The sequence below is a fragment of the Pseudomonas syringae pv. cilantro genome (assembly GCF_001293775.1).
Lineage (GTDB): Bacteria > Pseudomonadota > Gammaproteobacteria > Pseudomonadales > Pseudomonadaceae > Aquipseudomonas > Aquipseudomonas syringae_P.
Window position 1 is genome coordinate 77,947 of record NZ_LGLN01000067.1, and the last position, 23,404, is coordinate 101,350.

Annotated in this window: 29 protein-coding genes and 1 tRNA gene; 22 read left to right on the forward strand and 8 right to left on the reverse strand. The window is 58.1% G+C overall.

The window, feature by feature from the left end; genetic code table 11:
- Nucleotides 1–15: 15 nt before the first annotated feature.
- Both ABJ99_RS17575 and ABJ99_RS17580 read right to left on the reverse strand, forming a co-directional pair.
- Nucleotides 16–408, reverse strand: coding sequence for a Fe2+/Zn2+ uptake regulation protein (locus ABJ99_RS17575; protein WP_054086903.1), 393 nt, complete (start codon nt 406–408; stop codon nt 16–18).
- A 233-nt stretch (nt 409–641) separates the two neighbouring features.
- Complete coding sequence (locus tag ABJ99_RS17580) at nt 642–1,667, reverse strand: FecR family protein (protein ID WP_054086904.1); 1,026 nt, start codon at nt 1,665–1,667, stop codon at nt 642–644.
- A 205-nt stretch (nt 1,668–1,872) separates the two neighbouring features.
- On the opposite strand from ABJ99_RS17580, the gene ABJ99_RS17585 reads away from it, so the two are divergent.
- From ABJ99_RS17585 to map, 4 genes are all read left to right on the forward strand, one after another.
- On the forward strand, nt 1,873–2,904 hold the full coding sequence (locus ABJ99_RS17585) for an Ldh family oxidoreductase (protein ID WP_054086905.1): 1,032 nt from the start codon (nt 1,873–1,875) through the stop codon (nt 2,902–2,904).
- Between the two features lie 116 nt (nt 2,905–3,020).
- On the forward strand, nt 3,021–3,218 hold the full coding sequence (locus ABJ99_RS17590; RefSeq protein ID WP_375232676.1) for a hypothetical protein: 198 nt from the start codon (nt 3,021–3,023) through the stop codon (nt 3,216–3,218).
- Nucleotides 3,219–3,305: 87 nt separating this feature from the next.
- Nucleotides 3,306–3,554, forward strand: coding sequence for a ParD-like family protein (locus ABJ99_RS17595; protein WP_054086907.1), 249 nt, complete (start codon nt 3,306–3,308; stop codon nt 3,552–3,554).
- Complete coding sequence (gene map / locus ABJ99_RS17600; RefSeq protein WP_054086908.1) at nt 3,551–4,342, forward strand: type I methionyl aminopeptidase; 792 nt, start codon at nt 3,551–3,553, stop codon at nt 4,340–4,342. The genes ABJ99_RS17595 and map overlap by 4 nt, the downstream gene beginning before the upstream one ends.
- A gap of 71 nt (nt 4,343–4,413) precedes the next feature.
- Here the strand turns inward: map and ABJ99_RS29260 are convergent, their stop codons facing one another.
- From ABJ99_RS29260 to ABJ99_RS17615, 3 genes are all read right to left on the reverse strand, one after another.
- A complete protein-coding gene (locus ABJ99_RS29260; RefSeq protein WP_054086909.1) occupies nt 4,414–4,644 on the reverse strand; it encodes a DUF6555 family protein in 231 nt (76 codons plus the stop codon).
- Nucleotides 4,645–4,931: 287 nt separating this feature from the next.
- Nucleotides 4,932–5,633, reverse strand: a complete 702-nt coding sequence (locus ABJ99_RS17610) for an endonuclease (protein WP_054086910.1) — start codon at nt 5,631–5,633, stop codon at nt 4,932–4,934.
- 4 nt (nt 5,634–5,637) lie between these two features.
- Nucleotides 5,638–5,889 (reverse strand): DUF1654 domain-containing protein, encoded by a 252-nt coding sequence (locus ABJ99_RS17615; RefSeq protein WP_042912973.1) that lies wholly within the window; start codon nt 5,887–5,889, stop codon nt 5,638–5,640.
- A 134-nt stretch (nt 5,890–6,023) separates the two neighbouring features.
- On the opposite strand from ABJ99_RS17615, the gene ABJ99_RS17620 reads away from it, so the two are divergent.
- From ABJ99_RS17620 to ABJ99_RS17655, 8 genes are all read left to right on the forward strand, one after another.
- On the forward strand, nt 6,024–6,248 hold the full coding sequence (locus ABJ99_RS17620) for a YgdI/YgdR family lipoprotein (RefSeq protein ID WP_054087079.1): 225 nt from the start codon (nt 6,024–6,026) through the stop codon (nt 6,246–6,248).
- A 244-nt stretch (nt 6,249–6,492) separates the two neighbouring features.
- Nucleotides 6,493–7,413, forward strand: coding sequence for a sugar ABC transporter substrate-binding protein (locus tag ABJ99_RS17625; RefSeq protein WP_375232675.1), 921 nt, complete (start codon nt 6,493–6,495; stop codon nt 7,411–7,413).
- 55 nt (nt 7,414–7,468) lie between these two features.
- Nucleotides 7,469–9,022 carry a sugar ABC transporter ATP-binding protein gene (locus ABJ99_RS17630; protein ID WP_054086912.1) on the forward strand — a complete coding sequence of 518 codons (1,554 nt, stop codon included), beginning with the start codon at nt 7,469–7,471 and terminating at the stop codon, nt 9,020–9,022.
- On the forward strand, nt 9,019–10,011 hold the full coding sequence (locus tag ABJ99_RS17635; RefSeq protein ID WP_054086913.1) for an ABC transporter permease: 993 nt from the start codon (nt 9,019–9,021) through the stop codon (nt 10,009–10,011). The genes ABJ99_RS17630 and ABJ99_RS17635 overlap by 4 nt, the downstream gene beginning before the upstream one ends.
- Before the next feature lies 1 nt (nt 10,012).
- Nucleotides 10,013–11,029: a LacI family DNA-binding transcriptional regulator gene (locus ABJ99_RS17640; RefSeq protein WP_054086914.1), complete on the forward strand. Its 1,017-nt coding sequence runs from the start codon at nt 10,013–10,015 to the stop codon at nt 11,027–11,029.
- Nucleotides 11,030–11,059: 30 nt separating this feature from the next.
- The gene (gene rbsK, locus ABJ99_RS17645; RefSeq protein ID WP_054086915.1) at nt 11,060–11,980 is read left to right on the forward strand and encodes a ribokinase; all 921 of its coding nucleotides are present in this window, start codon (nt 11,060–11,062) and stop codon (nt 11,978–11,980) included.
- Entirely contained in the window at nt 11,977–12,381 is a 405-nt protein-coding gene (gene rbsD, locus ABJ99_RS17650) for a D-ribose pyranase (RefSeq protein ID WP_054086916.1), read from the forward strand. Before rbsK ends, rbsD begins: the two co-directional genes overlap by 4 nt.
- Nucleotides 12,382–12,404: 23 nt before the next feature.
- Nucleotides 12,405–13,430, forward strand: coding sequence for a nucleoside hydrolase (locus ABJ99_RS17655; protein WP_054086917.1), 1,026 nt, complete (start codon nt 12,405–12,407; stop codon nt 13,428–13,430).
- A 23-nt stretch (nt 13,431–13,453) separates the two neighbouring features.
- Here ABJ99_RS17655 and ABJ99_RS17660 read toward each other — a convergent pair whose 3' ends face one another.
- Nucleotides 13,454–13,648, reverse strand: coding sequence for a hypothetical protein (locus ABJ99_RS17660; protein WP_042913058.1), 195 nt, complete (start codon nt 13,646–13,648; stop codon nt 13,454–13,456).
- A 305-nt stretch (nt 13,649–13,953) separates the two neighbouring features.
- On the opposite strand from ABJ99_RS17660, the gene ABJ99_RS17665 reads away from it, so the two are divergent.
- The gene (locus ABJ99_RS17665) at nt 13,954–14,292 is read left to right on the forward strand and encodes an I78 family peptidase inhibitor (protein WP_054086918.1); all 339 of its coding nucleotides are present in this window, start codon (nt 13,954–13,956) and stop codon (nt 14,290–14,292) included.
- Between the two features lie 67 nt (nt 14,293–14,359).
- Here ABJ99_RS17665 and ABJ99_RS17670 read toward each other — a convergent pair whose 3' ends face one another.
- Nucleotides 14,360–14,572 carry a cold-shock protein gene (locus tag ABJ99_RS17670; protein ID WP_003315566.1) on the reverse strand — a complete coding sequence of 71 codons (213 nt, stop codon included), beginning with the start codon at nt 14,570–14,572 and terminating at the stop codon, nt 14,360–14,362.
- Between the two features lie 295 nt (nt 14,573–14,867).
- Entirely contained in the window at nt 14,868–15,173 is a 306-nt protein-coding gene (locus ABJ99_RS17675; RefSeq protein WP_054086919.1) for a hypothetical protein, read from the reverse strand.
- A gap of 359 nt (nt 15,174–15,532) precedes the next feature.
- On the opposite strand from ABJ99_RS17675, the gene thrS reads away from it, so the two are divergent.
- The 9 genes from thrS to ABJ99_RS17720 all read left to right on the forward strand — a co-directional run bounded on the left by thrS (nt 15,533) and on the right by ABJ99_RS17720 (nt 22,978).
- Nucleotides 15,533–17,455 (forward strand): threonine--tRNA ligase, encoded by a 1,923-nt coding sequence (thrS, locus tag ABJ99_RS17680; protein WP_054086920.1) that lies wholly within the window; start codon nt 15,533–15,535, stop codon nt 17,453–17,455.
- Nucleotides 17,455–18,006: a translation initiation factor IF-3 gene (gene infC / locus ABJ99_RS17685; protein WP_170846037.1), complete on the forward strand. Its 552-nt coding sequence runs from the start codon at nt 17,455–17,457 to the stop codon at nt 18,004–18,006. Before thrS ends, infC begins: the two co-directional genes overlap by 1 nt.
- Before the next feature lie 60 nt (nt 18,007–18,066).
- Entirely contained in the window at nt 18,067–18,261 is a 195-nt protein-coding gene (rpmI, locus tag ABJ99_RS17690) for a 50S ribosomal protein L35 (protein ID WP_002553160.1), read from the forward strand.
- A gap of 29 nt (nt 18,262–18,290) precedes the next feature.
- Nucleotides 18,291–18,647: a 50S ribosomal protein L20 gene (gene rplT / locus ABJ99_RS17695; protein WP_002553161.1), complete on the forward strand. Its 357-nt coding sequence runs from the start codon at nt 18,291–18,293 to the stop codon at nt 18,645–18,647.
- Nucleotides 18,648–18,750: 103 nt separating this feature from the next.
- Nucleotides 18,751–19,767 (forward strand): phenylalanine--tRNA ligase subunit alpha, encoded by a 1,017-nt coding sequence (pheS, locus tag ABJ99_RS17700; RefSeq protein WP_003382398.1) that lies wholly within the window; start codon nt 18,751–18,753, stop codon nt 19,765–19,767.
- 28 nt (nt 19,768–19,795) lie between these two features.
- Entirely contained in the window at nt 19,796–22,174 is a 2,379-nt protein-coding gene (pheT, locus tag ABJ99_RS17705) for a phenylalanine--tRNA ligase subunit beta (protein WP_054086921.1), read from the forward strand.
- A 3-nt stretch (nt 22,175–22,177) separates the two neighbouring features.
- Nucleotides 22,178–22,480 (forward strand): integration host factor subunit alpha, encoded by a 303-nt coding sequence (ihfA, locus tag ABJ99_RS17710; protein ID WP_002553164.1) that lies wholly within the window; start codon nt 22,178–22,180, stop codon nt 22,478–22,480.
- Entirely contained in the window at nt 22,461–22,817 is a 357-nt protein-coding gene (locus tag ABJ99_RS17715; protein WP_003382396.1) for a MerR family transcriptional regulator, read from the forward strand. The genes ihfA and ABJ99_RS17715 overlap by 20 nt, the downstream gene beginning before the upstream one ends.
- A gap of 84 nt (nt 22,818–22,901) precedes the next feature.
- A tRNA-Pro gene (locus ABJ99_RS17720) sits at nt 22,902–22,978 on the forward strand.
- Nucleotides 22,979–23,404: the final 426 nt, after the last annotated feature.

The following is a 23,404-nucleotide window of genomic DNA, read 5'->3' on the forward strand; positions in this document are numbered from 1 at the left end:
CTGTCCTTGCCGGCGTCACTGGGCGAGGCCCTTGCGGGCTTCGCCCAGCCATTGCGCCGCGCGAGGATGCAGGCTGTAGGTTTTGTCGTCATTGAGATGAATCACGCCTTCATCGCACAAGCGTTTGAGCACTTCGCGCACGCTCAGAAACGATAATGGCACGTCCAGCCTGAGCAACTGACTGTGAACACCGCGCACCCCCAGCGGCTGGCCTTCCTCGCTTGAGACCAGAAGCGCGTCCAGCACCTTGAGCCTGATCAGGCTGGTGCGCAGGCCGAAACTCTTGAGCAGCAAGCGAATGTGCTCGTTGCCCGGCCGTTCGGGTTCGGTGGCAGGCGCCTGTGCCTGTGCAGCCAGCGCGGTTTGCCGCAGCAGGGTGCGAGTCGTGACTCCTTGGCGATTGAACATCCACAGCTCCTTTTCAGGCTTTCTTAACAAATCGTGCGTTTTCGACACTCTCATTTACTAAGACGAACGAGCTCGGCAAAACCTCAGATCTGAACGAAAAAAAATGCCAGGCCGACGCACACAGGTGCGCTGCGGTGTTGGTGAGGTTCAGGGTAGATGAAGATCTGCGGGAGATGAGGCGATTCATCCGGTTGTGTGCGGATGTTGACAATCGCCCTGGACGGGGCTGTCGATCAGCCTTTCGGTGCGTCGGGCATGCGGCGGTTAAGCACAGGGTTGCCATTCTGATTCTGGGTGACATAGACCGGCAGCACCTTGGGCAGCGAAGCCAGCAGGTTCGACAGATCGCGGGTGTTATAGCTGCCGCCAATGCGCATTGCCCCGGTGGCGGTATCCGCGAGCAGGATAGGCGTCGGCAAGTAACGATTGATCAACGGCAGCGCCTGACTGAGTGGCAGGTCATTGAAGATCAGTTTGCCATTGCGCCACGCCAGGCTGGTGTCCCGAGCGTCGGTCTGGCGAATTGATGGAGCGTCGTCACCTGCTTTGTAGCTAGCCTGCATGCCCGGTTCCAGGCGCTGGCCAGCGGTGTGATATGCGCGGTCACTGTTGACCTGAACCGAGCCGTCAACCAGCGTGACGCGCACCTGATCCTGATACATCCACACATTGAAGCGCGTGCCCGTGACCTTGATGCTGCCCTGACCGGCATCGACCACGAACGGGTGCGTGCTGTCGTGGCTGACTTCAAAGAAGGCTTCGCCAGCCTTCAACGTGACACTGCGTCGATCGCGGTAGTTGGCGTAGGTCAGTTCGGTGCCCAGATTGAGTTCGGCACGGCTGCCGTCGGCCAGTACCACCAGGCGCGTGGCGTTGCCAGCGCTGTAGGACTGATAGGTGTCCGGCAGCCAGCCCTGATTCCAGCCGACATAAGCAGCAACCGGTATGGCCAGCGCAACCACGGCAGCCGCGGCAGCAAGCGGTGCCCAGCGACGCGTGCGGCGAGGCACGGCCGGGCTGGCATGCGAGTCGATGTCGATGGCAGGCGCAGGATGCAGCGGCTCGATCTGCCCGGTAATGTCCCAGACTTCCGCCATCGCCTGATACTCGACGGCATGCAGCGGGTGCGCGTTCAGCCACTGCTCGAAAGCTTTGCGCTCGGCGTCCGTGCAGTCGTCAGCCTGCAGCCGCACGCACCACTGCGCGGCGGCATCGGTGATCGAATCGCGTTCTGCCTTGCTGAAGAGAGGGTCGCTCATGGGCGCTCCGGCCATTACCGTTCACGCATTCTACCCCCGGAACTCGCGCAGAGAGAACATTAGCAAGTGCTTGTCTGACAATGCGTTGCGTATTTCTTCGTGAATGTAAGCGTCTCTCATTGATGCCGGAGTAGTCCTTCATGGGTGAGGGCGCTACTCTCGGAGTCCACGATTTTCGCCTTGTTGCCGCCAAAGGGAGTTTCAGATGCGTGACGTAAAGAGTGACCAGCCGACCCGGAGCCTTTCGTTTCAGCAACTGACAGCGCTGTTGCGGCAGATCTTTCTGACCCATGGCACATCACCGGACGTCGCGGATGTGCTGGCCGAAAACTGCGCCAGCGCCCAGCGCGACGGGGCGCACAGCCATGGCATCTTTCGCATGCCGGGCTATCTGTCCTCGCTGGCCAGCGGCTGGGTGGATGGCAAAGCCGTGCCTGTGGTCGAGGACGTGGGGGCTGCGTTTGTCAGGGTCGACGCGTGCAACGGTTTTGCCCAGCCTGCACTGGCGGCCGCCAGATCGCTGCTGGTCGACAAGGCACGCAGCGCAGGGATTGCCATTCTGGCCATCCGCAGTTCTCATCATTTTGCAGCACTGTGGCCCGACGTCGAACCGTTCGCAGAGCAAGGTCTGGTTGCCCTGAGCATGGTTAACAGCATGACCTGCGTGGTGCCTCATGGCGCAAGTCGCCCGCTGTTTGGCACCAACCCGATCGCGTTCGCCGCACCGCGCGCAGGCGGCGAGCCGATGGTGTTCGACCTGGCCACCAGCGCCATTGCCCACGGCGACGTGCAGATCGCCGCCCGTGAGGGTCGATTACTGCCGGCCGGCATGGGCGTTGATCGTGACGGCCAGCCGACGGAAGATCCGCGCGCGATTCTCGACGGTGGCGCGCTGTTGCCGTTTGGCGGGCACAAAGGCTCTGCATTGTCGATGATGGTCGAACTGCTGGCGGCGGGGCTGACCGGTGGCAATTTCTCGTTCGAATTCGACTGGGCAAAGCATCCCGGTGCGCAGACCCCGTGGACAGGCCAGCTGGTGATTGTGATTGATCCCGACAAGGGCAGCGCCCAACAGTTTGCGCAGCGTAGCGAGGAACTGGTGCGCCAGCTGCATGGCGCAGGTCAGAAACGCCTGCCAGGTGAGCGACGCTACAGCGAGCGGGCGCGCTCCATGGCGCAGGGGATCGCCATCGCTCAGCATGATTTCGAACGCTTGCAGGCGCTGGCGGGAAATTGAACCGTTTACACATTCGCTGACCATTCGTCGCTACTGACCTTGTGCAGAAGCTCAGAAATAAATACTGTATGCATGAACAGTATTAATGAATGAGGTCTGTCATGTCCCTTAAGTCAGTGCAATACCAGTCAGCGCAAAACCCTATTGCTCAACACTCTCGCACGCTCTCTACCGTCAATGAGATGCAGCGAGAAGACTTCCTCAGAATGGCGGCTGCACTGCGCCAGTTCAATGCCTATGAGCCGGACGTCTCTATGGCCATCGCCGCAGCCCGGTCGGGCAACGAGTTTCGGCAGGCAAGTGCAATGGAGTAACCGGTCGGCCATCAGTCCCGAAATATTTCGTGTTGATCGAGAGTATATGGAGCGTATATGATTCGTATATTCCGATTGAGGTGAATAATGGGTCTGGTCAAGATTTCCGAACATATGCACGCCAACTTGCGTTCCGCCAGTGTTGCGCTTAGTCGATCCATCAATGCTCAGGCTGAACACTGGATGCGCATCGGCATGCTTGCCGAATTGCATCCGACGCTGGATTACAGCGAAATCTGCCAGATGCTGATCCGTATCGAGAGCGCCGGCGACACAGTGCTGACGACGCAAACCTTCAGCGTTTCAGAGCATGCGCTTGCCAAGGCGGCTTCATGAGCAGTGCTATCGGTCTCAAGACCGAACAGGACCTCGTGCAATTGCGCATTGCCGGCAGGCTCGCTGCCGACGTGCTGGCGATGATCAAGCCCTACGTCAAGGCCGGAGTCAGCACCGAGGCACTGGACGACATTTGTAACGAGTACATCGTCAAAGAGCTGAAAGTGATCCCGGCAAACGTCGGCTATCACGGTTTCACCAAAACCACCTGCATTTCACCCAATGCGGTGGTCTGCCACGGGATTCCGTCAGCCAACGATATTTTGAAGGACGGCGACATCGTCAATATCGATGTCGCGGTGATCAAGGATGGCTGGTATGGCGATACCAGTCGCATGTATCTGGTCGGGGAGGTCAGCCCCTTGGCCAGGCGTCTGGTCGACACCACATACGAGGCGACCCGCGCCGGTATTCACGCGGTGCGTCCAGGCGCCACGCTGGGTGATATCGGTCACGCCATCCAGAGCGTTGCCCACCGCGAAAATTTCAGTGTAGTGCGCGAATACTGCGGGCACGGGATCGGGCGCAAGTACCACGAAGAACCTCAGGTTCTTCACTACGGTACGCAAGGCAAAGGTCTGCGGCTGAAAGAAGGCATGGTGTTTACCATCGAGCCCATGATCAACGCCGGTAAGGCTGGCACCAAGACGTTGCCGGACGGCTGGACGGTGCTGACCAGCGACCTTTCATTGTCGGCCCAGTGGGAGCATATGGTCGCTGTCACTTCAACCGGGTTCGAATTGCTGACGCCCTGGCCCGATGGCACAGGTGATTACCCGGCTATCTGACCGACTTTAATTCCCTTCGAGCGCGAAAATGGCCTTGTCGAAAGGCCATTTTCCTGCCCGTCACAATCGGGCTATGGCATGCATCTTCTCCAGTGCACATGGGTGATGCCAAAACCCTTAGCCTGCAGAATGGCTTCTCGTATCGGGCCGCCGGAGATCTTGCCGCTGACGGCTCCCACGCCTGCATGCAAGGTCGCGCAATGCAGCGCGTCGCTTTGGCACATGAGGGGTGTCTGATGCAGAAAGGCGTGTGGCTGCCCCTCGAATTGATAGTGAATTTCAAATTCCAGCTGATGAGTCATGGTGGCCTGCCTGAAGGCGCGCAACACGGCGCCGTCTTAAAATGAGTACAGCACGGTAGTGGCGGCCCGACGTGAAAGAGCCGGGCTGACCTGTCATTTTGAGATCGATTCAGACTTCACCACGTTTCATGGCCTTGATCGTACTGCTGTGCTTGCAGCATAGGACGACAATCAGCCAAATCTGGATCCAATTATCAGTTGTCCGATGAGTGGCCAAAGGGCTCACTCAAATGCGTGAATTTTTCGTTTACATTTATTCAGTCGGGGGGATTATCCCCCTGATCGCGTCATTTGCACGACTTCATGTCGACCGGCCCTACAAATTCATTGCCGTGCCCCATCACGCACGCCACTCGCTGGTTACGCTGAAGCTCCCACGCCTGGGTCGGGTAGGTTTTGTCCCAGGCCTGATAGAGTTGCAGGTCCTGCCGGGACAGCCGCAGGTTGTAATGTTTGCTCATGTAAAAATAAGTCCGGGCAATCATGCCGCGAATCGACGGGCGAGGCATGACTTTCCTGGCCTTGAAGTCCACTTGCGTCAGGCACGAGCCGTATTGGCCTTTTTGCTCGGGAATCCAGCCATAACTGAAGTTGCTGCGATCACCATTGACCTCGCCGATGCTGGGCACCAGATTATGCAGGTCGGCTTCAGCGCGTTTGTAGACATCATCAGTCTTCGTGCAGTTCTTGCGGCCGCCTTTTTGCCAGCACTGACGCTGATGACCGATCTGCCAGGCCGGTACGATGTGTTCCCATTCGATACGGCTGGCGCGTTTGGCGTTCTTACGCGGAACATAGCCACAACCGGCCAGATCGACCCGTTTGCCGGTGTACTTGCAGCCACAATAGAATTCGGTGGATTGCGGCGCATACAGGCCCCAACCGACTTTCTTGGCTTCGCTGAAGGTGCGCGGAGCGTCGGCGTGTGCAGTAAATGAGGCGGTGATGAGCAGGGTGGTGCAGAGCAGAGCAGAAAATCCAGACTTCATGCCGTCAGTCTTCCTTCGGCAACGTCCAGAATATTTGTACGCCACCGTCGTCGCGCCAGGCGAGGGTGACGTTATCGTTCTCGGCGATCTCTTCAAGGAGCTGCGCCCAGTCGTCCTCGGATTCGTCAGGCTGACGAAAAAGCAGGGCCGCCCTGGACTTCTGTGCAGTGGGCGAGTTGATGATCTTCTGCACCCGAATACCCATACGTTCGTAAGGGCCCGGAGTGGAGGGGGTCGCTGCGGTTTGTTTTGCCACGGAAATGATCCCAGAGTCTGCTGTACGGGCATACAGTATTTCAGAGTAGGATCTTTCGCAACATCTATGTAGGAAAAACGCCCGAAATGGCACACTATCTTGTCGAACAAAAACTGATGCTTCTGGAGTCGCGTATGAATACCAAGTCACTGACTTTCCCGATGCTGGCCGCTGCCATCGTGCTGCTGGCAGGCTGTTCCACCCCCACGGTGGTTACCCTGCAGGACGGCACGCAGTACGTCACCCAAGACATGCCCAAAACCAAAACGCGTGATGGTTTCTACGAGTTCGAGGATGTGTCGGGCAAGACGATCAGGATCAAAGCCGCTGAAGTGGCCACGGTCAAGCCTGAGGATTGATCGAAAGCCCTTCCGGGAGCGAGCAGACTTGCTCCCGAAAGGCGTGCGTATGAACGATCACAGCACACAGATTTCACCTCCAGCTGATTGACAAACCTGACAGCTTTTTCCATAGTTCGCTCCTCGCAAACGTTTGCGCGTCGATGCTCCGCATCGAACCTGCGTCGTTCGCCCGAACAATAATCACAAGATCGGAGATGAACTCATGAAGCTGCCATTTGCTGGACTCCTTCTCGCTGTCGCCATGTTTGCTGCCGTTACGGCAGTCATGCCCCTCTCTGCTGCAGTTGCCCAGACCCCGGAAAAACCCAAAGTTGCGCTGGTCATGAAATCTCTGGCCAACGAATTCTTCCTGACCATGGAAGATGGCGCCAAGGCCTATCAGAAAGAACACGCCAACGAATTCGACCTGGTCTCCAACGGTATCAAGGACGAGTCCGACACCTCGGCGCAGATTCGGATCGTCGAGCAGATGATCGTGTCCAGGGTCGATGCGCTGGTGATCGCGCCTGCTGACTCGAAAGCGCTCGTGCCGGTGCTCAAAAAAGCCACCGACGCCGGGATCAAGGTCGTCAACATCGACAACCAGCTCGATCCCGATGTGCTCAAAAGCAAAAACCTGCAAATCCCGTTCGTAGGGCCTGACAACCGCAAGGGTGCTGAGCTGGTAGGCGACTATCTGGCCAGTCAGCTCAACGCTGGCGACGAAGTGGGCATCATCGAAGGTGTGTCGACCACCACCAATGCGCAGCAGCGCACCGCCGGGTTCAAGGACGCCATGGACAAGGCGCAAATGAAGGTCGTGTCCACGCAGTCCGGCAACTGGGAAATCGACAAGGGCAATGCCGTGGCGTCGGCGATGCTCAATGAATACCCGAACCTGAAAGCACTGCTGGCCGGCAACGACAGCATGGCGCTGGGTGCCGTTTCTGCAGTGCGCGCGGCGGGCAAGGCCGGCAAGGTCATGGTGGTGGGTTACGACAACATCAATGCGATCAAGCCGATGCTCAAAGATGGCCGTGTTCTGGCCACGGCTGACCAGTACGCAGCCAAACAGGCAGTCTTCGGCATTGAAGCTGCGCTGAAAGCGGTCAAGGGTGAAAAGGTCGATACCAACGAAAAAGGCGTTATCGAAACGCCAGTAGAACTCGTTACCAAACCCTGATCCACGCTGAGTGAAAAAGCGCCCGTCCGCAGAGGACGGGCGCTGGGAGAAATGTATGTCAGCGTCTGCTCAGACAGCTGTCCTTTCGGTCAGTGGCATTGGCAAAACCTACGCTCAACCCGTGCTTGGCGATGTCGACCTGACGTTGATGCGTGGTGAAGTGCTGGCCCTGACCGGGGAAAACGGTGCCGGTAAAAGCACTTTGTCGAAAATCATCGGCGGGCTGGTTACGCCCACTACCGGACACATGGAATTTCAGGGCCAGCCTTATCAGCCTGCCAGTCGCACGCAGGCGGAAAAGCTCGGCATTCGCATGGTCATGCAGGAGCTGAACCTGCTGCCGACGCTGACCGTTGCCGAAAACCTGTTCCTCGACGATCTGCCACGCAGGGCTGGCTGGATCGACCGCAAGCGCCTTCGTGAAAATGCGATCAAGGCCATGGCTCAAGTGGGGCTGGACGCCATCGATCCCGACACGCTGGTCGGTGAACTGGGGATCGGCCATCAGCAGATGGTCGAGATCGCCCGCAATCTGGTCGGCGACTGTCACGTGCTGATCCTCGACGAACCCACTGCCATGCTGACCTCGCGCGAAGTTGAAATGCTGTTCGAGCAGATCACACGCTTGCAGGCACGTGGCGTCTCGATCATCTACATTTCTCACCGGCTTGAAGAAATTGCCCGGGTGTCTCAGCGCATCGCCGTGCTGCGTGATGGCAAGTTGGTGTGCGTTGAACCGATTTCCCGCTACAGCAGCGAGCAACTGGTCACCCTGATGGTTGGCCGGGAGCTGGGCGAGCACATGGACATGGGCGCTCGCCAGATCGGTGAAGTGGCGCTGTCGGTCAAAGGGCTCAGCCGCGCAGGCAAGGTTCAGGATGTTTCGTTCGACGTACGGCGCGGCGAGATCTTCGGTATTTCCGGGCTGATCGGTGCCGGGCGAACCGAATTGCTGCGCCTGATTTATGGTGCAGACAGCGCCGACAGTGGGGTCATCGAAGTCGGTCAGCCGCTGCAAGCCGTTACCGTCCGTTCGCCTGCCGATGCGGTAGCGCATGGCATCGCCCTGATCACCGAAGACCGCAAGAGCGAAGGGCTGCTGATGTCACAATCGATCAGCGCCAACATCGCGTTGGGCAACATGCATTCCATCGCCAAAGCCGGTGTGGTCAACGCTGATCTGGAGCTGGAACTGGCAGAGCGCCAAGTGGCGGCCATGCGCATTCGCAGCTCGAGTCCGACTCAGCTGGTGTCCGAGCTTTCCGGCGGCAATCAGCAGAAAGTGGTAATCGGACGCTGGCTGGAGCGCGATTGCCCGGTCATGCTGTTCGACGAGCCGACCCGAGGCATCGACGTCGGCGCCAAATTCGATATCTACGCGCTGCTGGCCGAATTGACCCGTCAGGGCAGGGCGTTGGTGGTGGTGTCCAGTGATCTGCGCGAATTGATGTTGATCTGTGACCGGATTGGCGTGCTGTCAGCCGGACGTTTGATCGATACCTTCGAGCGCGACAGTTGGACCCAGGACCAATTGCTGGCCGCTGCCTTTGCCGGTTACCAGAAACGTGATGCGCTGCTCAATGATGCTGCGCCCAGGAACGACTCATGAAAAATACGCCTTCTCCGACGCTGGCCGTGCCGTCCCGCCGCAGCGCCAACTACTTCGGCCTCGGCACCTATATCGGGCTGGCAGGTGCACTGCTGGTCATGATTGTGCTGTTTTCATTGCTCAGTGATCACTTCCTGTCCTATCAAACGTTCAGCATGCTGGCCAACCAGATCCCCGACCTGATGGTGCTGTCGGTCGGCATGACGCTGATTCTGATCATCGGCGGTATCGACCTGTCAGTCGGGTCGGTACTGGCGCTGGCCGCTTCGGCTGTCAGCGTGGCCATTCTCGGTTGGGGCTGGAGCGTGTTTCCGGCTGCACTGCTGGGCATCGCCTGTGCCACGCTGGCCGGTACGATCACCGGTTCCATCACTGTGGCCTGGCGTATTCCATCGTTCATCGTCTCTCTCGGTGTGCTGGAGATGGCGCGTGGCGCGGCCTACCAGATGACCAACTCGCGTACCGCCTATATCGGCGATTCGTTTGCCTGGCTGTCCAACCCGATTGCGTTCGGTATCTCGCCTTCCTTCATCATTGCGCTGCTGGTGATCTTCATTGCCCAGGCGGTACTGACGCGCACGGTGTTCGGTCGTTACCTGATCGGCATCGGCACCAACGAAGAGGCGGTGCGTCTGGCGGGCATCAACCCCAAGCCGTACAAGATTCTGGTTTTTTCGCTGATGGGCATGCTGGCCGGTGTGGCGGCGCTGTTCCAGATCTCGCGTCTGGAAGCCGCTGATCCGAACGCCGGTGCAGGTCTGGAATTGCAGGTCATCGCTGCGGTAGTGATCGGTGGCACCAGCCTGATGGGCGGGCGCGGTTCGATCATCAGCACCTTCTTCGGTGTGCTGATTATCTCGGTGCTCGCGGCAGGTCTGGCGCAGATCGGTGCGACCGAGCCCACCAAACGCATCATCACCGGTGCGGTGATTGTGATCGCGGTGGTGCTTGACACCTACCGCAGTCACCGGGCGCGGCGCCAGGGCTGATATGGCAACCATCAAGGACGTCGCGGCACTGGCGGGGATTTCCTATACCACGGTTTCCCACGTGCTGAACAAGACCCGGCCGGTCAGCGAACCGGTCCGGCTCAAGGTCGAAGCGGCCATTGCGCAGCTGGATTACGTTCCCAGTGCGGTTGCGCGGTCGCTCAAGGCCAAGACCACCTCCACCATTGGCCTGTTGATTCCCAATGGCATGAACCCGTACTTCGCCGAGCTGGCGAGGGGTATCGAGGATTACTGCGAGCGTAACGGCTTTTGCGTGATCCTCTGCAATTCCGATGACAACCCGGAGAAACAGCGTGGCTATCTGCGTGTGTTGCTGGAAAAGCGCGTAGACGGTCTTATTGTCTCTTCGGTGGGTGGCGATGCCGGTATTGCAGGCGGTCTTGCCGATGTACGCACGCCAATGGTGATCGTCGACCGCGAGCTGGACGGCATCGACGCCGATATGGTTCGTATCGACCACGAGCAGGGCGCCTGGCTGGCGACCCGGCATCTGCTGGCGCTGGGGCATCTGCACATTGCCTGCATCGGCGGGCCGCGCAAAAGTACGGTGGCCGAAATGCGCCTGGCGGGCTATCGGCGCGCGATGCAGGACTCATCTGTCGAGGTCGGTACCGAGTGGGCGCTGCACAGCGAATTCACCAGCTCTGCCGGTTACGAGGCGGCGTGCCAGCTACTGGCCGGGCATCCGCCGACCGCGATTTTTGCCGGCAACGACGTCATTGCCATCGGTGTGTTGCGGGCCGCCGCCGAGCGCTCGATTTGCGTGCCTCAAGACCTTTCGGTCATCGGTTTCGATGATATCCAGATGAGTCGCTACGTTTATCCGGCGTTGACCACCGTGGGGCAGTCGATCACGCAACTGGGTGAAACCGCCGCTGAAATGCTGTTAAGCAGAATCGCTGCACCTCATGCCGGTCCTGTCGAAAAGCGACTCGTGACGCCCTGCGTCGTGGTGCGCGAGTCCACGGCAGCGCCGCACACTTTGTCCAACGAATGACGCGCACGCACAGCAACGGATCAATAAGCCATGCAAGCAAAAATAGTGATAGTGGGCAGTCTGAACATGGACCTGGTCATCCGCGCCCAGCGTTTGCCGCGCCCAGGTGAAACGCTCAACGGCGAAACCTTCGATACCGTGCCCGGCGGCAAGGGCGCCAATCAGGCGGTGGCCGCAGCGCGCCTCGGTGCCAGTGTGGCGATGATCGGCTGCGTGGGAGCTGATGCGTATGGCGAGCAATTGCGTGACGCGTTGCTGGCCGAGCGCATCGACTGCCAGGCGGTGACCGTCGTTGAGGGCGTGCCCACCGGAATCGCTTCGATCGTGGTCGACGCCAACAGTCAGAACGCGATCGTCATCGTTGCCGGTGGCAATGGCCGGCTCGATGCGGCCCTGATCGATCGTTTCGATGCGCTGCTGGCCGGCTCCGAGATCGTCATCTGCCAGCTGGAAGTGCCGACCGAGACGGTTTTTCACACCCTGGCTCGTGCCCATGCGCTGGGCAAGACCGTCATTCTCAATCCGGCCCCGGCCAGCGCACCGTTACCGGCAAACTGGTACGGCCTGATCGACTACCTGATTCCCAACGAGAGCGAGGCACAGACCCTCACCGGCGTCAGCGTCGACTCATCGGCCTCGGCTGAGCAAGCGGCGGCTGCGATGCTGGCAGCGGGCGCGCGCAACGTCATTATCACCCTGGGCGAGCGCGGAACCCTGTTCGCCAATGCCGCTGGCGTGGAACATATTGCCGCGCGTCGTGTACAAGCCGTGGACACCACCGCCGCAGGTGATACCTTTGTCGGCGGTTTTGCGGCGGCGCTTGCCGCAGGGCAGGGCGAGTCCGAGGCGATTCGCTTCGGTCAGGCTGCTGCAGCCATCTCCGTTACCCGTGCCGGTGCCCAGCCGTCCATCCCGACGTTCGAGGAAGTAAAGGAATTCAATTCGTTATGAAAAAAACACCGCTACTCAATATCGCCATCTCCCGCGTGATCGCCTCGCTGGGGCATGGTGACATCCTGATGATTGTCGACGCCGGGATGCCGGTGCCGGCCGGGGTCGAACTGATCGATCTGGCGCTGACCCGCGGTGTGCCGGATTTCGTCAGTGTGCTGGATGTCGTGCTGAGCGAAATGCAGGTTGAAAGCCACGTACTGGCCAGCGAGATGGCTGAGGTCAAACCGCCTGCCTTGCAGGTCATCGAGGGTCTGAATCTCGACGATCAGCTGGGTCAGCAGCGCTGGATGAGTCACGAAGATCTCAAGGTCTTGAGCCGTCAGGCCAAGGCGATTATCCGCACCGGAGAGTGCCAGCCTTACAGCAATGTGGCGCTGGTGGCCGGGGTGGTGTTCTAGCTCGTTAAGAAAGGGAGTTTCATATGACATTGATACAGTTTTCCAGACAACTCATCCGGGGAGCACTGCTCTTGTCCATTCTTGGCACGGCTGCCGTTCAGGCTGCCGAAAAGCGTGACCTGATCATCGACACCGACCCGGGCGCAGACGACGTCGTCGCATTGCTGCTGGCGCTGGCTTCTCCGGAAGAGCTGAACGTCATGGCCATCACTACCGTGGCTGGCAACGTGCGCCTCGACAAGACCTCGCGCAACGCCCGACTGGCGCGCGAGTGGGCGGGTCGTGAAGAAGTGCCGGTGTATGCCGGTGCGCCCAAGCCGCTGGTGCGCACGCCGATTTACGCCGAAAACGTTCATGGTAAGGAAGGTCTGCCGGGTGTGCCGATCCACGAGCCGGCCAAAGGTCTGGCCGAAGGCAATGCAGTCGACTACCTGATCCGCACGCTGAGCAAGGCCAAGCCGCACAGCATCACCATCGCCATGCTCGGTCCGCAGACCAACCTCGCGTTGGCGCTGGTGCAGGCCCCGGAAATCACTCAGGGCATCAAGGAAGTGGTGGTCATGGGGGGCGCGCATTTCAATGGCGGCAACATCACGCCGGTCGCCGAATTCAACCTGTTCGCCGATCCGCATGCTGCGCAGATCGTGTTGGGCAGTGGCGTCAAGCTGACCTACGTGCCGCTGGACGTTACCCACAAGATCCTCACCAGTGAACAGCGCCTCAAGCAGATCGGCGCCTTGAACAACAACGCAGGCAAGCTGGTGGACGGGATTCTCAACGAGTACGTCAAAGTGGACATGGAGCATTACGGCTTGCCGGGTGGGCCGGTGCACGACGCCAGCGTCATTGCCTGGTTGCTCAAGCCAGAACTGTTCAGCGGTCGGCAGATCAATGTCGCGGTCGACACCCGTGAAGGTATCGGTTTCGGTCAGACCGTCGCCGACTGGCGCGGCACGCTCAAGCAGCCGCAGAATGTCTTCTGGGTTGAAAATGGCGACGCTCAGGGATTCTTCGATCTGCTGACCGAGCGTCTGGCACGCCTGAAGTGATCATATGGCCTTGATCCGGAGCATCAGGCAGGCAGTCTGGCTGGCGTATACCGGCTGAGCACCTGGCTGATGAAGGTGCGGGCACCGTCGGTGCCCAGCTCCTTGATCAGCAGATCAACGGCAATGATCATCAACTCTTCCGGGTTTGCCGGGCTGTGCGAGCAATGGCCCTGAGGCCATTTGGCCTTGATATCTGCTTCGATGGCGATGGCTGTCATTTCTGTCTCCAGTGAAAGGTCACGCATGACGCCGTCCGCTTCCAGGCGTTCGCGTCGCATGTAGTAAACCATCCCCTACACCGTTTGACACTTCTACTTACGCATCGCGTCGATGAGCGTTTTCAATGACGCTGCCTATAAACGTTTTGTGACGATTTACCCGCGCATCGTACGCCATCCCAAGGCAGACTCTCGCGCCTGACAGATCAACAGGTTACAGGCGGCCTGTGGTGCCGGGTTTGCAACCAACGCGTTTCGACGCGGTCGGACCAGGTCTGGAAATATTTATTGGCACAGGAGGGTGTATGCCCCTGAAGTTCGCAACATTGGGTTTTGTGGTCGTGACATCGCTGTTGGCCGGGTGCAGCAGCACCGGTTCCGATTCAAGCGCTGAGGCGGCACCTGTCAAAGCCGACGCGCCAGCCAGCAACGTCATACCGGGTCGCTGTGATGCAGCGCTCGCCCAGTTCGCAATCGGCAAACCGGCCTCCATCGAGCTCTTGCAGCAAGTACGCACTCGCTCGGGCTCGCAAGACGCACGCATCCTCGGGCCTGACGACATGGTCACGCTTGAGTACCGCTCCGAGCGTGTCAACGTCAACACCGACGCTTCCGGGAAAGTCACGCGCATCAACTGCGGCTGAGGCAGCGCCTTTGCTTCACGCATAAAAAAACCCCGTCAGTGACGGGGTTTTTTTTACATCAGGTGAATCAGGCCACCTGAACTTCTTCTGCTTGCATGCCTTTCTGGCCTTTAGCAGCAACAAAAGTAACGGTCTGGCCTTCTTTCAGGCTTTTGAAACCGTCGCTCTGGATTGCTTTGAAGTGTACGAACAGGTCGTCACCGCCACCCTGTGGGGTGATAAAGCCGAAGCCTTTTTCATCGTTGAACCATTTTACGGTGCCGGTTTGGCGATTAGACATGGTGAATCTCCAGAAACATAATTTTCAGTAACGTGCTGCTCAGGCCAACTGGGCACACCGGCCTATCATAGTCGAAATGCGCAAAAAGACAGCTACTAAGGTGATCTCTTTACCCAAAGGTCGTATATATGCAAAGCGTCATACGCGAAAGCTGGCTAAATGATGTCTCTGTCTGAGCGCTTTTCAGTCACTGTCAGGTACCCTGAAAGCCACGTTTCATATGGCTTTCAGGCGGATGGGGGCGTGCTGCTGCCAGCGGTTCAAGCGGGCGTTTCACTCCCGTTAAAAAAATTGATTATTTTGCCTTGGTGCAGTTTTCGGTGACCAGTTTCTGCAGTTTTTGAGTCAGTTCAGGTGCTGGCGCAGTCTTGGTGTCGCTGAGGGACGCGATTTCTGCCGGAGTGAATTTCTCATTCACCACCTTGGCGCCGCACTCGCAATGAGCCGCGGCGGTTTTGGTATCCAGGTTCTGCTGTTTGGCAGCGGCGACGCACTCTTGCGTGAATTTGTCGCGCGCAGGTTTATCCATGGCAGCCTGGGCACCCCAAGGGGCCAGAACGGTGGCGCAGGCGAGGAGGGCGGACAGACGGGAAAGCTTCATGGTGTTCTCCTTTTGCTGACTTTCATTGATAAAGAAACGTAGTGAATCTCGACTGGTTCAGACGTTCAGGCTGCCCGTCAGTTCAGAAGGTGTGTTATTTGGCCTGATTTGCGTTGATGTACGACCGGTGGCGCCTCGGCTGTGCTAGGATGCGCGTCCTGTTATTTTCAAGTGTCCCCAGCGCTGATGGCTTTGGGTGCGACGCAGGCAGATTTTCGTACACTCCAGTCATCTGGTTCGGTTCAAGGTTGGCCGCAAGGCTCCTGCCACTGTGAGGCAGGCACACCACCGAGTCACGTACTGGCTCATCCCAACCCACGTGACCTTTGGTAGGGGTCACCACTAGGAGAGGAGGCGCCATGCCAACTATTACTCTTCCCGACGGCAGTCAACGTTCATTCGATCATGCGGTTTCCGTAGCCGATGTCGCGCTTTCAATCGGTGCCGGTCTGGCCAAGGCCACCGTGGCCGGTAAGGTCAACGGCAAGCTCGTTGACGCCTGCGACCTGATCGAAAACGATGCCAGTCTGCAGATCATCACCCCCAAGGATGCAGAAGGACTGGAAATCATCCGTCACTCCTGCGCTCACCTGGTAGGGCATGCGGTCAAGCAGTTGTATCCGACTGCAAAAATGGTCATCGGCCCGGTGATCGACGACGGCTTCTATTACGATATCGCCTACGAGCGCCCGTTCACGCCTGACGACCTGGCGGCGATCGAGCAGCGCATGCAGCAGCTGATCGAAAAAGATTACGACGTCATCAAGAAAGTCACCCCGCGCGCCGAAGTGATCGAGGTGTTCACCGCTCGTCACGAGGACTACAAGCTGCGCCTTGTAGAAGGCATGCCGGATGAGCAGGCCATGGGCCTGTATTACCACGAAGAATACGTCGACATGTGCCGCGGTCCGCACGTGCCGAACACCCGCTTCCTGAAGTCGTTCAAGCTGACCAAACTGTCGGGTGCCTATTGGCGCGGCGATGCCAAGAACGAGCAATTGCAGCGCGTTTACGGCACCGCCTGGGCAGACAAGAAGCAACTGGCAGCTTACATCCAGCGGATCGAAGAAGCCGAGAAGCGCGACCATCGCAAGATCGGCAAGCGCCTCGGGCTGTTCCACACCCAGGAAGAAGCGCCAGGCATGGTGTTCTGGCACCCGCAGGGCTGGACCCTGTATCAGGTGCTCGAGCAGTACATGCGCAAAGTGCAGCGCGAAAATGGCTACCTTGAGATCAAAACCCCGCAAGTGGTCGATCGCTCGCTCTGGGAAAAATCCGGGCACTGGGCCAACTACGCCGACAACATGTTCACCACGCAGTCCGAAAGCCGCGACTACGCCATCAAGCCAATGAACTGCCCGTGCCACGTGCAGGTGTTCAATCAGGGCCTGAAAAGCTACCGCGAGCTGCCGCTGCGTCTGGCCGAATTCGGTGCCTGCCACCGTAACGAGCCGTCGGGTGCCCTGCACGGCATCATGCGCGTACGTGGTTTCACTCAGGACGACGCGCACATCTTCTGCACCGAAGATCAAATGCAGGCTGAGTCCGCTGCGTTCATCAAGTTGACGCTGGATGTCTACGCCGATTTCGGTTTCAAGGATATCGAACTGAAATTGTCCACTCGCCCTGAAAAGCGTGTAGGCTCCGACGAGCTCTGGGATCGTGCCGAATTGGCGCTGGCTTCCGCACTCGACAGCGCAGGACTGCCTTACGACCTGCAGCCGGGCGAGGGCGCGTTCTACGGGCCTAAAATCGAGTTTTCCCTCAAGGATTGTCTCGGTCGGGTATGGCAGTGTGGCACCTTGCAGCTGGACTTCAATCTGCCGGTCCGTCTGAGTGCCGAGTACGTTTCGGAAGACAACAGTCGCAAGAATCCGGTCATGTTGCACCGCGCAATTCTTGGGTCGTTCGAGCGTTTCATCGGAATTCTGATCGAGCATTACGAAGGCGCGTTTCCAGCCTGGCTGGCGCCAACCCAGGCAGTGATCATGAATATCACTGATAAACAGGCCGATTTTGCCCTTGAAGTGGAAAAAACTCTGGCTGAAAGCGGGTTTCGTGCCAAGTCCGACTTGAGAAATGAAAAGATCGGCTTTAAAATCCGTGAGCATACTTTGCTCAAGGCTCCTTATCTCCTCGTCATCGGAGATCGGGAAGTTGAAATGCAAACTGTCGCTGTGCGTACACGTGAAGGCGCTGACCTTGGCTCGATGCCGGTCGCCCAGTTCGCTGAATTCCTCGCACAAGCGGTTTCCCGGCGTGGTCGCCAAGATACGGAGTAATTATTATTAAGCGTGAAATGAGACAAGATAAACGAGCTGCACCCAAGGCCCCGATCAATGAGAATATCTCGGCCCGCGAGGTTCGTTTAATTGGCGCTGACGGCGAGCAGATTGGCATCGTCTCGATTGATGAAGCGCTTCGTATAGCCGAAGAGGCGAAGCTGGATCTGGTAGAGATTTCTGCCGACGCAGTACCTCCGGTCTGCCGTGTGATGGATTACGGCAAATCGATCTTCGAGAAGAAGAAACAGGTTGCTGCAGCGAAGAAAAACCAGAAGCAGATCCAGGTTAAAGAAATCAAGTTTCGTCCAGGGACGGAGGAAGGGGATTACCAGGTAAAACTACGCAACCTGGTACGTTTCCTGAGTGACGGGGACAGGGCCAAGGTATCGTTGAGATTCCGCGGTCGTGAGATGGCCCACCAGGAGCTGGGTATGGAGCTGTTGAAGCGGGTTGAAGGTGACCTGCTCGAATACGGTTCCGTCGAACAGCATCCTAAGATGGAAGGACGCCAGCTGATCATGGTCATCGCCCCGAAAAAGAAGAAATAACCACCAGGGCACGGCAGGCCTTGCGGTTATATTTATCAACTGAATGCGGAGTATCCGAACATGCCAAAGATGAAGACTAAAAGTGGTGCAGCTAAGCGGTTTTTGAAAACTGCTAACGGCATCAAGCATAAACACGCTTTCAAGAGCCACATCCTGACCAAAATGTCGACAAAGCGTAAGCGTCAACTGCGCGGTAGCAGCTTGCTGCATCCGTCTGACGTGGCAAAAGTCGAGCGCATGCTGCGCCTTCGTTAATTTTGATCAAGATATAGAGGAAGTAACTCATGGCTCGTGTAAAGCGTGGCGTCATTGCCCGTAAGCGTCACAAAAAAATTCTGAAACTTGCAAAAGGCTACTACGGCGCGCGTTCACGCGTATTCCGTGTTGCCAAGCAAGCGGTAATCAAGGCAGGCCAATACGCCTACCGTGACCGTCGTCAGAAAAAACGTCAGTTCCGCGCTCTGTGGATCGCTCGTATCAACGCTGGTGCTCGTGTTAACGGTCTGTCCTACAGCCGTTTCATTGCTGGCCTGAAAAAAGCGTCCATCGAGATCGACCGTAAGGTTCTGGCTGATCTGGCAGTGAACGAAAAAGCGGCGTTTGCTGCGATTGTCGAGAAAGCTAAAGCCACTTTGGCCTAAGTCCCCGACAATCACTGGCCCCGGTTTCCGGGGTCGGTGTTAAACGTCATAAATAGGGGAAGAGCCTTCAGCTCTTCCCCTATTTTGTATCTGGAGTCTGTACATGGAAAACCTGGACGCGCTGGTCTCTCAAGCTCTTGAGGCTGTGCAAAGCGCCGAAGATATCAATGCCCTGGAGCAAATCCGGGTTCACTACCTCGGCAAGAAAGGCGAGTTGACTCAGGTGATGAAGACCCTGGGGAACCTGCCGGCTGAAGAGCGTCCGCACGTCGGCGCGCTGATCAATGTTGCCAAGGAGCGTGTCACAGAGGTCCTCAATGCACGCAAGGCGTCGTTCGAGCAGGCAGAACTGACTGCCAAACTCGCCGCCGAATGCATCGACGTGACCCTGCCGGGCCGTGGCCAGACCTCGGGTGGTCTGCACCCGATTACCCGCACTCTGGAACGTATCGAACAGTTCTTCACGCACATTGGCTACGGCATCGCCGAAGGCCCGGAAGTCGAAGACGACTACCACAATTTCGAGGCGCTCAACATCCCAGGCCATCACCCGGCCCGGTCGATGCATGACACCTTCTATTTCAATGCGAACATGCTGTTGCGCACCCATACCTCACCGGTACAGGTCCGCACCATGGAATCGCAGCAGCCGCCGATCCGCATCGTCTGCCCAGGCCGTGTGTACCGCAGCGACTCCGATATCACCCACTCGCCGATGTTCCACCAGATCGAAGGTCTGCTGGTCGACCGCGACATCAATTTTGCCGACCTGAAAGGCACTATCGAAGAGTTCCTGCGGGTGTTCTTCGAGAAAGAACTGGCTGTGCGCTTCCGTCCTTCGTATTTCCCGTTCACCGAGCCGTCGGCTGAAGTGGATATGGAATGCGTGATGTGCAGTGGCAAAGGCTGCCGCGTCTGCAAACAGACCGGCTGGCTGGAAGTCATGGGCTGCGGCATGGTTCACCCGAACGTGCTGCGCATGTCCGGCATCGATCCTGAAGAGTTTCAGGGCTTCGCGTTCGGCATGGGCGTAGAACGTCTGGCCATGCTGCGTTACGGCGTCAATGATTTGCGCCTGTTCTTCGACAACGATTTGCGGTTCCTCGCGCAATTTCGCTAAGTCGTAACGAACCTTTCAGGAGAGCAGGATGAAATTCAGTGAACAATGGCTGCGCGGCTGGGTAAGCCCGCAGGTTTCCCGCGACGAGCTGGTTGCTCGTCTGTCGATGGCCGGTCTTGAGGTTGACAGCGTGACGCTGGCCGCCGGCGTTTTCACCGGGGTCGTGGTGGGCGAGGTGCTGAGCACCGAGCAACACCCTGATGCCGACAAGCTTCGTGTGTGCCAGGTCAGCAATGGCAGCGAAACTTTTCAGGTCGTGTGCGGTGCGCCGAATGTGCGTCCGGGCCTGAAAATCCCTTTCGCCATGATTGGCGCCGAGCTGCCGGGCGACTTCAAGATCAAGAAAGCCAAGCTGCGCGGCGTCGAATCCAACGGCATGCTGTGTTCCGCTGCCGAATTGCAGGTCGGTGAAGGCAATGATGGCCTGATGGAGCTGGCGGCTGATGCGCCGGTTGGCCAGGACATTCGTGTTTATCTGGGGCTGGACGACGCCAGTATCGAGGTCGACCTGACACCGAACCGTGGCGATTGCCTGTCGGTTGCCGGTCTGGCCCGTGAAGTCGGCGCGCTGTATGCCGCCGAAGTCACCCGCCCGCAGATTGCAGCGGTCAGCGCCGTGCACGACGAAGTGCGTCCGGTTGAAGTGCTGGCTCCTGCGGCGTGCCCGCGTTACCTGGGCCGCGTAATCCGCAATGTCGACTTGTCGCGTCCGACCCCGCTGTGGATGGTCGAGCGCCTGCGTCGTTCCGATGTGCGCAGCATCGATGCCGCTGTCGACATCACCAATTACGTGATGCTCGAGCTGGGCCAGCCTCTGCATGCGTTCGATCTGGCTGAAATCAACGGCGGTATTCGCGTACGCATGGCCGAGGAGGGCGAGAAGCTCGTTCTGCTCGACGGCCAGGAAGTCAGCCTGCGTGCCGACACACTGGTCATCGCCGACCACCAGCGCGCACTGGCCATCGCCGGCGTGATGGGCGGCGAGCACAGCGGCGTAACGGCCGGTACTCGCGACATCTTCCTCGAAAGCGCGTTCTTCGACACCATCTCGGTGGCGGGCAAGGCGCGCTCCTACGGCCTGCACACAGATGCCTCACATCGTTTCGAGCGTGGTGTTGACTGGCAATTGGCCCGTGAAGCCATGGAGCGGGCCACTGGCCTGCTGCTGGACATCACCGGTGGCGAAGCCGGGCCTGTGATCGAGGTGGTCAGCGACCAGCACCTGCCGTCGATTGCGCCGGTCACGCTGCGTGCCAGCCGTGTCGAGCAAATGCTTGGCCTGGTTATCGAGAACGCCGAGATCGAGCGCCTGCTGACCGGTCTTGGTTTGACAGTGTCTGCCGAAGCTGACGGCCAGTGGCGTGTCGACGTGCCAAGTCATCGTTTCGACATCAGCCTTGAAGTCGATCTGATCGAAGAACTGGCGCGTCTTTACGGCTACAACCGCCTGCCGGTTCGTTACCCGCAAGCCCGTTTGGCCCCGCAAGCCAACGCCGAAGCCAAAGGCGATCTGCCCGAGCTGCGTCGTCTGCTGGTTGCGCGCGGCTATCAGGAAGCCATCACTTACAGCTTCATCGACCCCAAGTGGTTCGAGCTGTTCACGCCGGGCGCCAAGCCACTGCTGCTGGCCAACCCGATCTCCAACGACATGGCCGCCATGCGCGCCTCGTTGTGGCCGGGTCTGGTCAAAGCGCTGCAGCACAACCTCAACCGTCAGCAGGATCGCGTGCGCATGTTCGAAAGCGGCCTGCGCTTCGTCGGCCAACTCGATGGCTTGAAGCAAGAGCCGATGCTCGCCGGCGTGGTATGCGGCAGCCGCCTGCCGGAAGGCTGGGCGCAAGGTCGCGATGCCGTTGACTTCTTCGACGTCAAAGCCGATGTCGAAGCGGTTCTGGGCTTTGCCGGTGCGTTGGGTGAATTCGCCTTCACGCCGGGTCAGCATCCAGCCTTGCACCCTGGCCAGACTGCGCGCATTTTGCGCGACGGTCGTGAAGTCGGCTTCCTGGGTGCCATCCATCCGGAATTGTCAAAAACCCTGGGTCTGGATCGTCCGGTGTTCGTTTTCGAGCTGGTGCTGGCCGAAGTTGCTACAGGTCGTTTGCCGAAATTCCACGAGCTGTCGCGCTTTCCTGAAGTGCGCCGCGACCTGGCGTTGCTGGCCGATCGTGACGTTTCAGCCAGTGCCGTTCTGGACGTAATCCGTGAAAATGCAGGCGAGTGGCTCACGGACCTCAGGTTATTTGATGTTTACCAGGGTAAAGGCATTGATCCACATAGAAAAAGCCTTGCAGTCGGCTTGACCTGGCAGCATCCATCGCGCACTCTTAATGACGATGAGGTAAACGCAACGACACTTGCTATCCTCACCTCGCTTGAGGAGAGGTTAAACGCCACGTTAAGGAAGTAGCGTATGGGGGCTCTGACGAAAGCTGAGATGGCCGAACGTCTGTACGAAGAGCTGGGCCTGAACAAACGGGAAGCCAAGGAACTGGTCGAACTGTTTTTTGAAGAAATCAGGCACGCTCTGGAAGATAACGAGCAGGTGAAGTTGTCAGGTTTTGGCAATTTCGACCTGCGAGACAAGCGCCAACGGCCTGGGAGAAATCCCAAGACCGGAGAAGAAATTCCGATCACGGCGCGCCGTGTTGTCACCTTTCGTCCAGGGCAGAAGTTGAAAGCCCGAGTTGAGGCATATGCTGGAACCAAGTCATAACGACGAGCTACCGCCGATCCCTGGCAAACGCTACTTCACCATCGGTGAGGTAAGCGAGCTCTGCGCGGTAAAACCGCACGTTCTGCGTTATTGGGAACAGGAATTTCCTCAGCTCAACCCCGTCAAGCGACGCGGAAACCGCCGGTATTATCAGCGCCTCGACGTACTGATGATCCGCCAGATCCGCGGTTTGCTCTACGATCAGGGCTTCACCATCGGCGGAGCCCGCTTGCGCCTCACCGCCGGCGAACCGAAGGACGATACCCAACAGTACAAGCAGATGATTCGGGAGATGATTGCCGAACTGGAAGACGTACTGGTCATGCTCAAGGCGTAATCGAGCAAGATACTTCCAAAATTCAAATGCTTAGGGTATATTTCTCAACGTTTTCGCAGGTTGCAAAACAGATACACGCCTAGTCGGGGCGTAGCGCAGTCCGGTAGCGCACTAGCATGGGGTGCTAGGGGTCGAGTGTTCGAATCACTCCGTCCCGACCATATTTTTCAGTGATTTAGCCCAGTCTGAGAAGGTTGGGCTTTTTCATGGGGGTGAGTTTATCATTCTCACTTTTGATTTTTAATCAATTCAGCGTGTTCTAGCCAGTTCAGTGCTATTACCAGTCGTAAATTGTGTCTGTCTTCCAGATATTGGAGATCTTAGATTGCCTTTGACGACTGCGGCCTCCGGCCACTGATCGGTAGTCGTGCTACCGCCGTATGGCGAGTGCGACGTATATTTTTGTGCGTCATGAGTGTATATCAGCCTTAAAGATTTTCTGAACTCTGGTACTCTCAAACTGTAAAGAGTTTGAGTCTATAATGTACGAAAAAGTTTACTCGATTTTCTTGAGTTTCAAATTGAGTTAAAGTATAGAGAGGGGGGGCATTTTAAGCATTTCTATGCATGTGTTATACTCCTGTGTA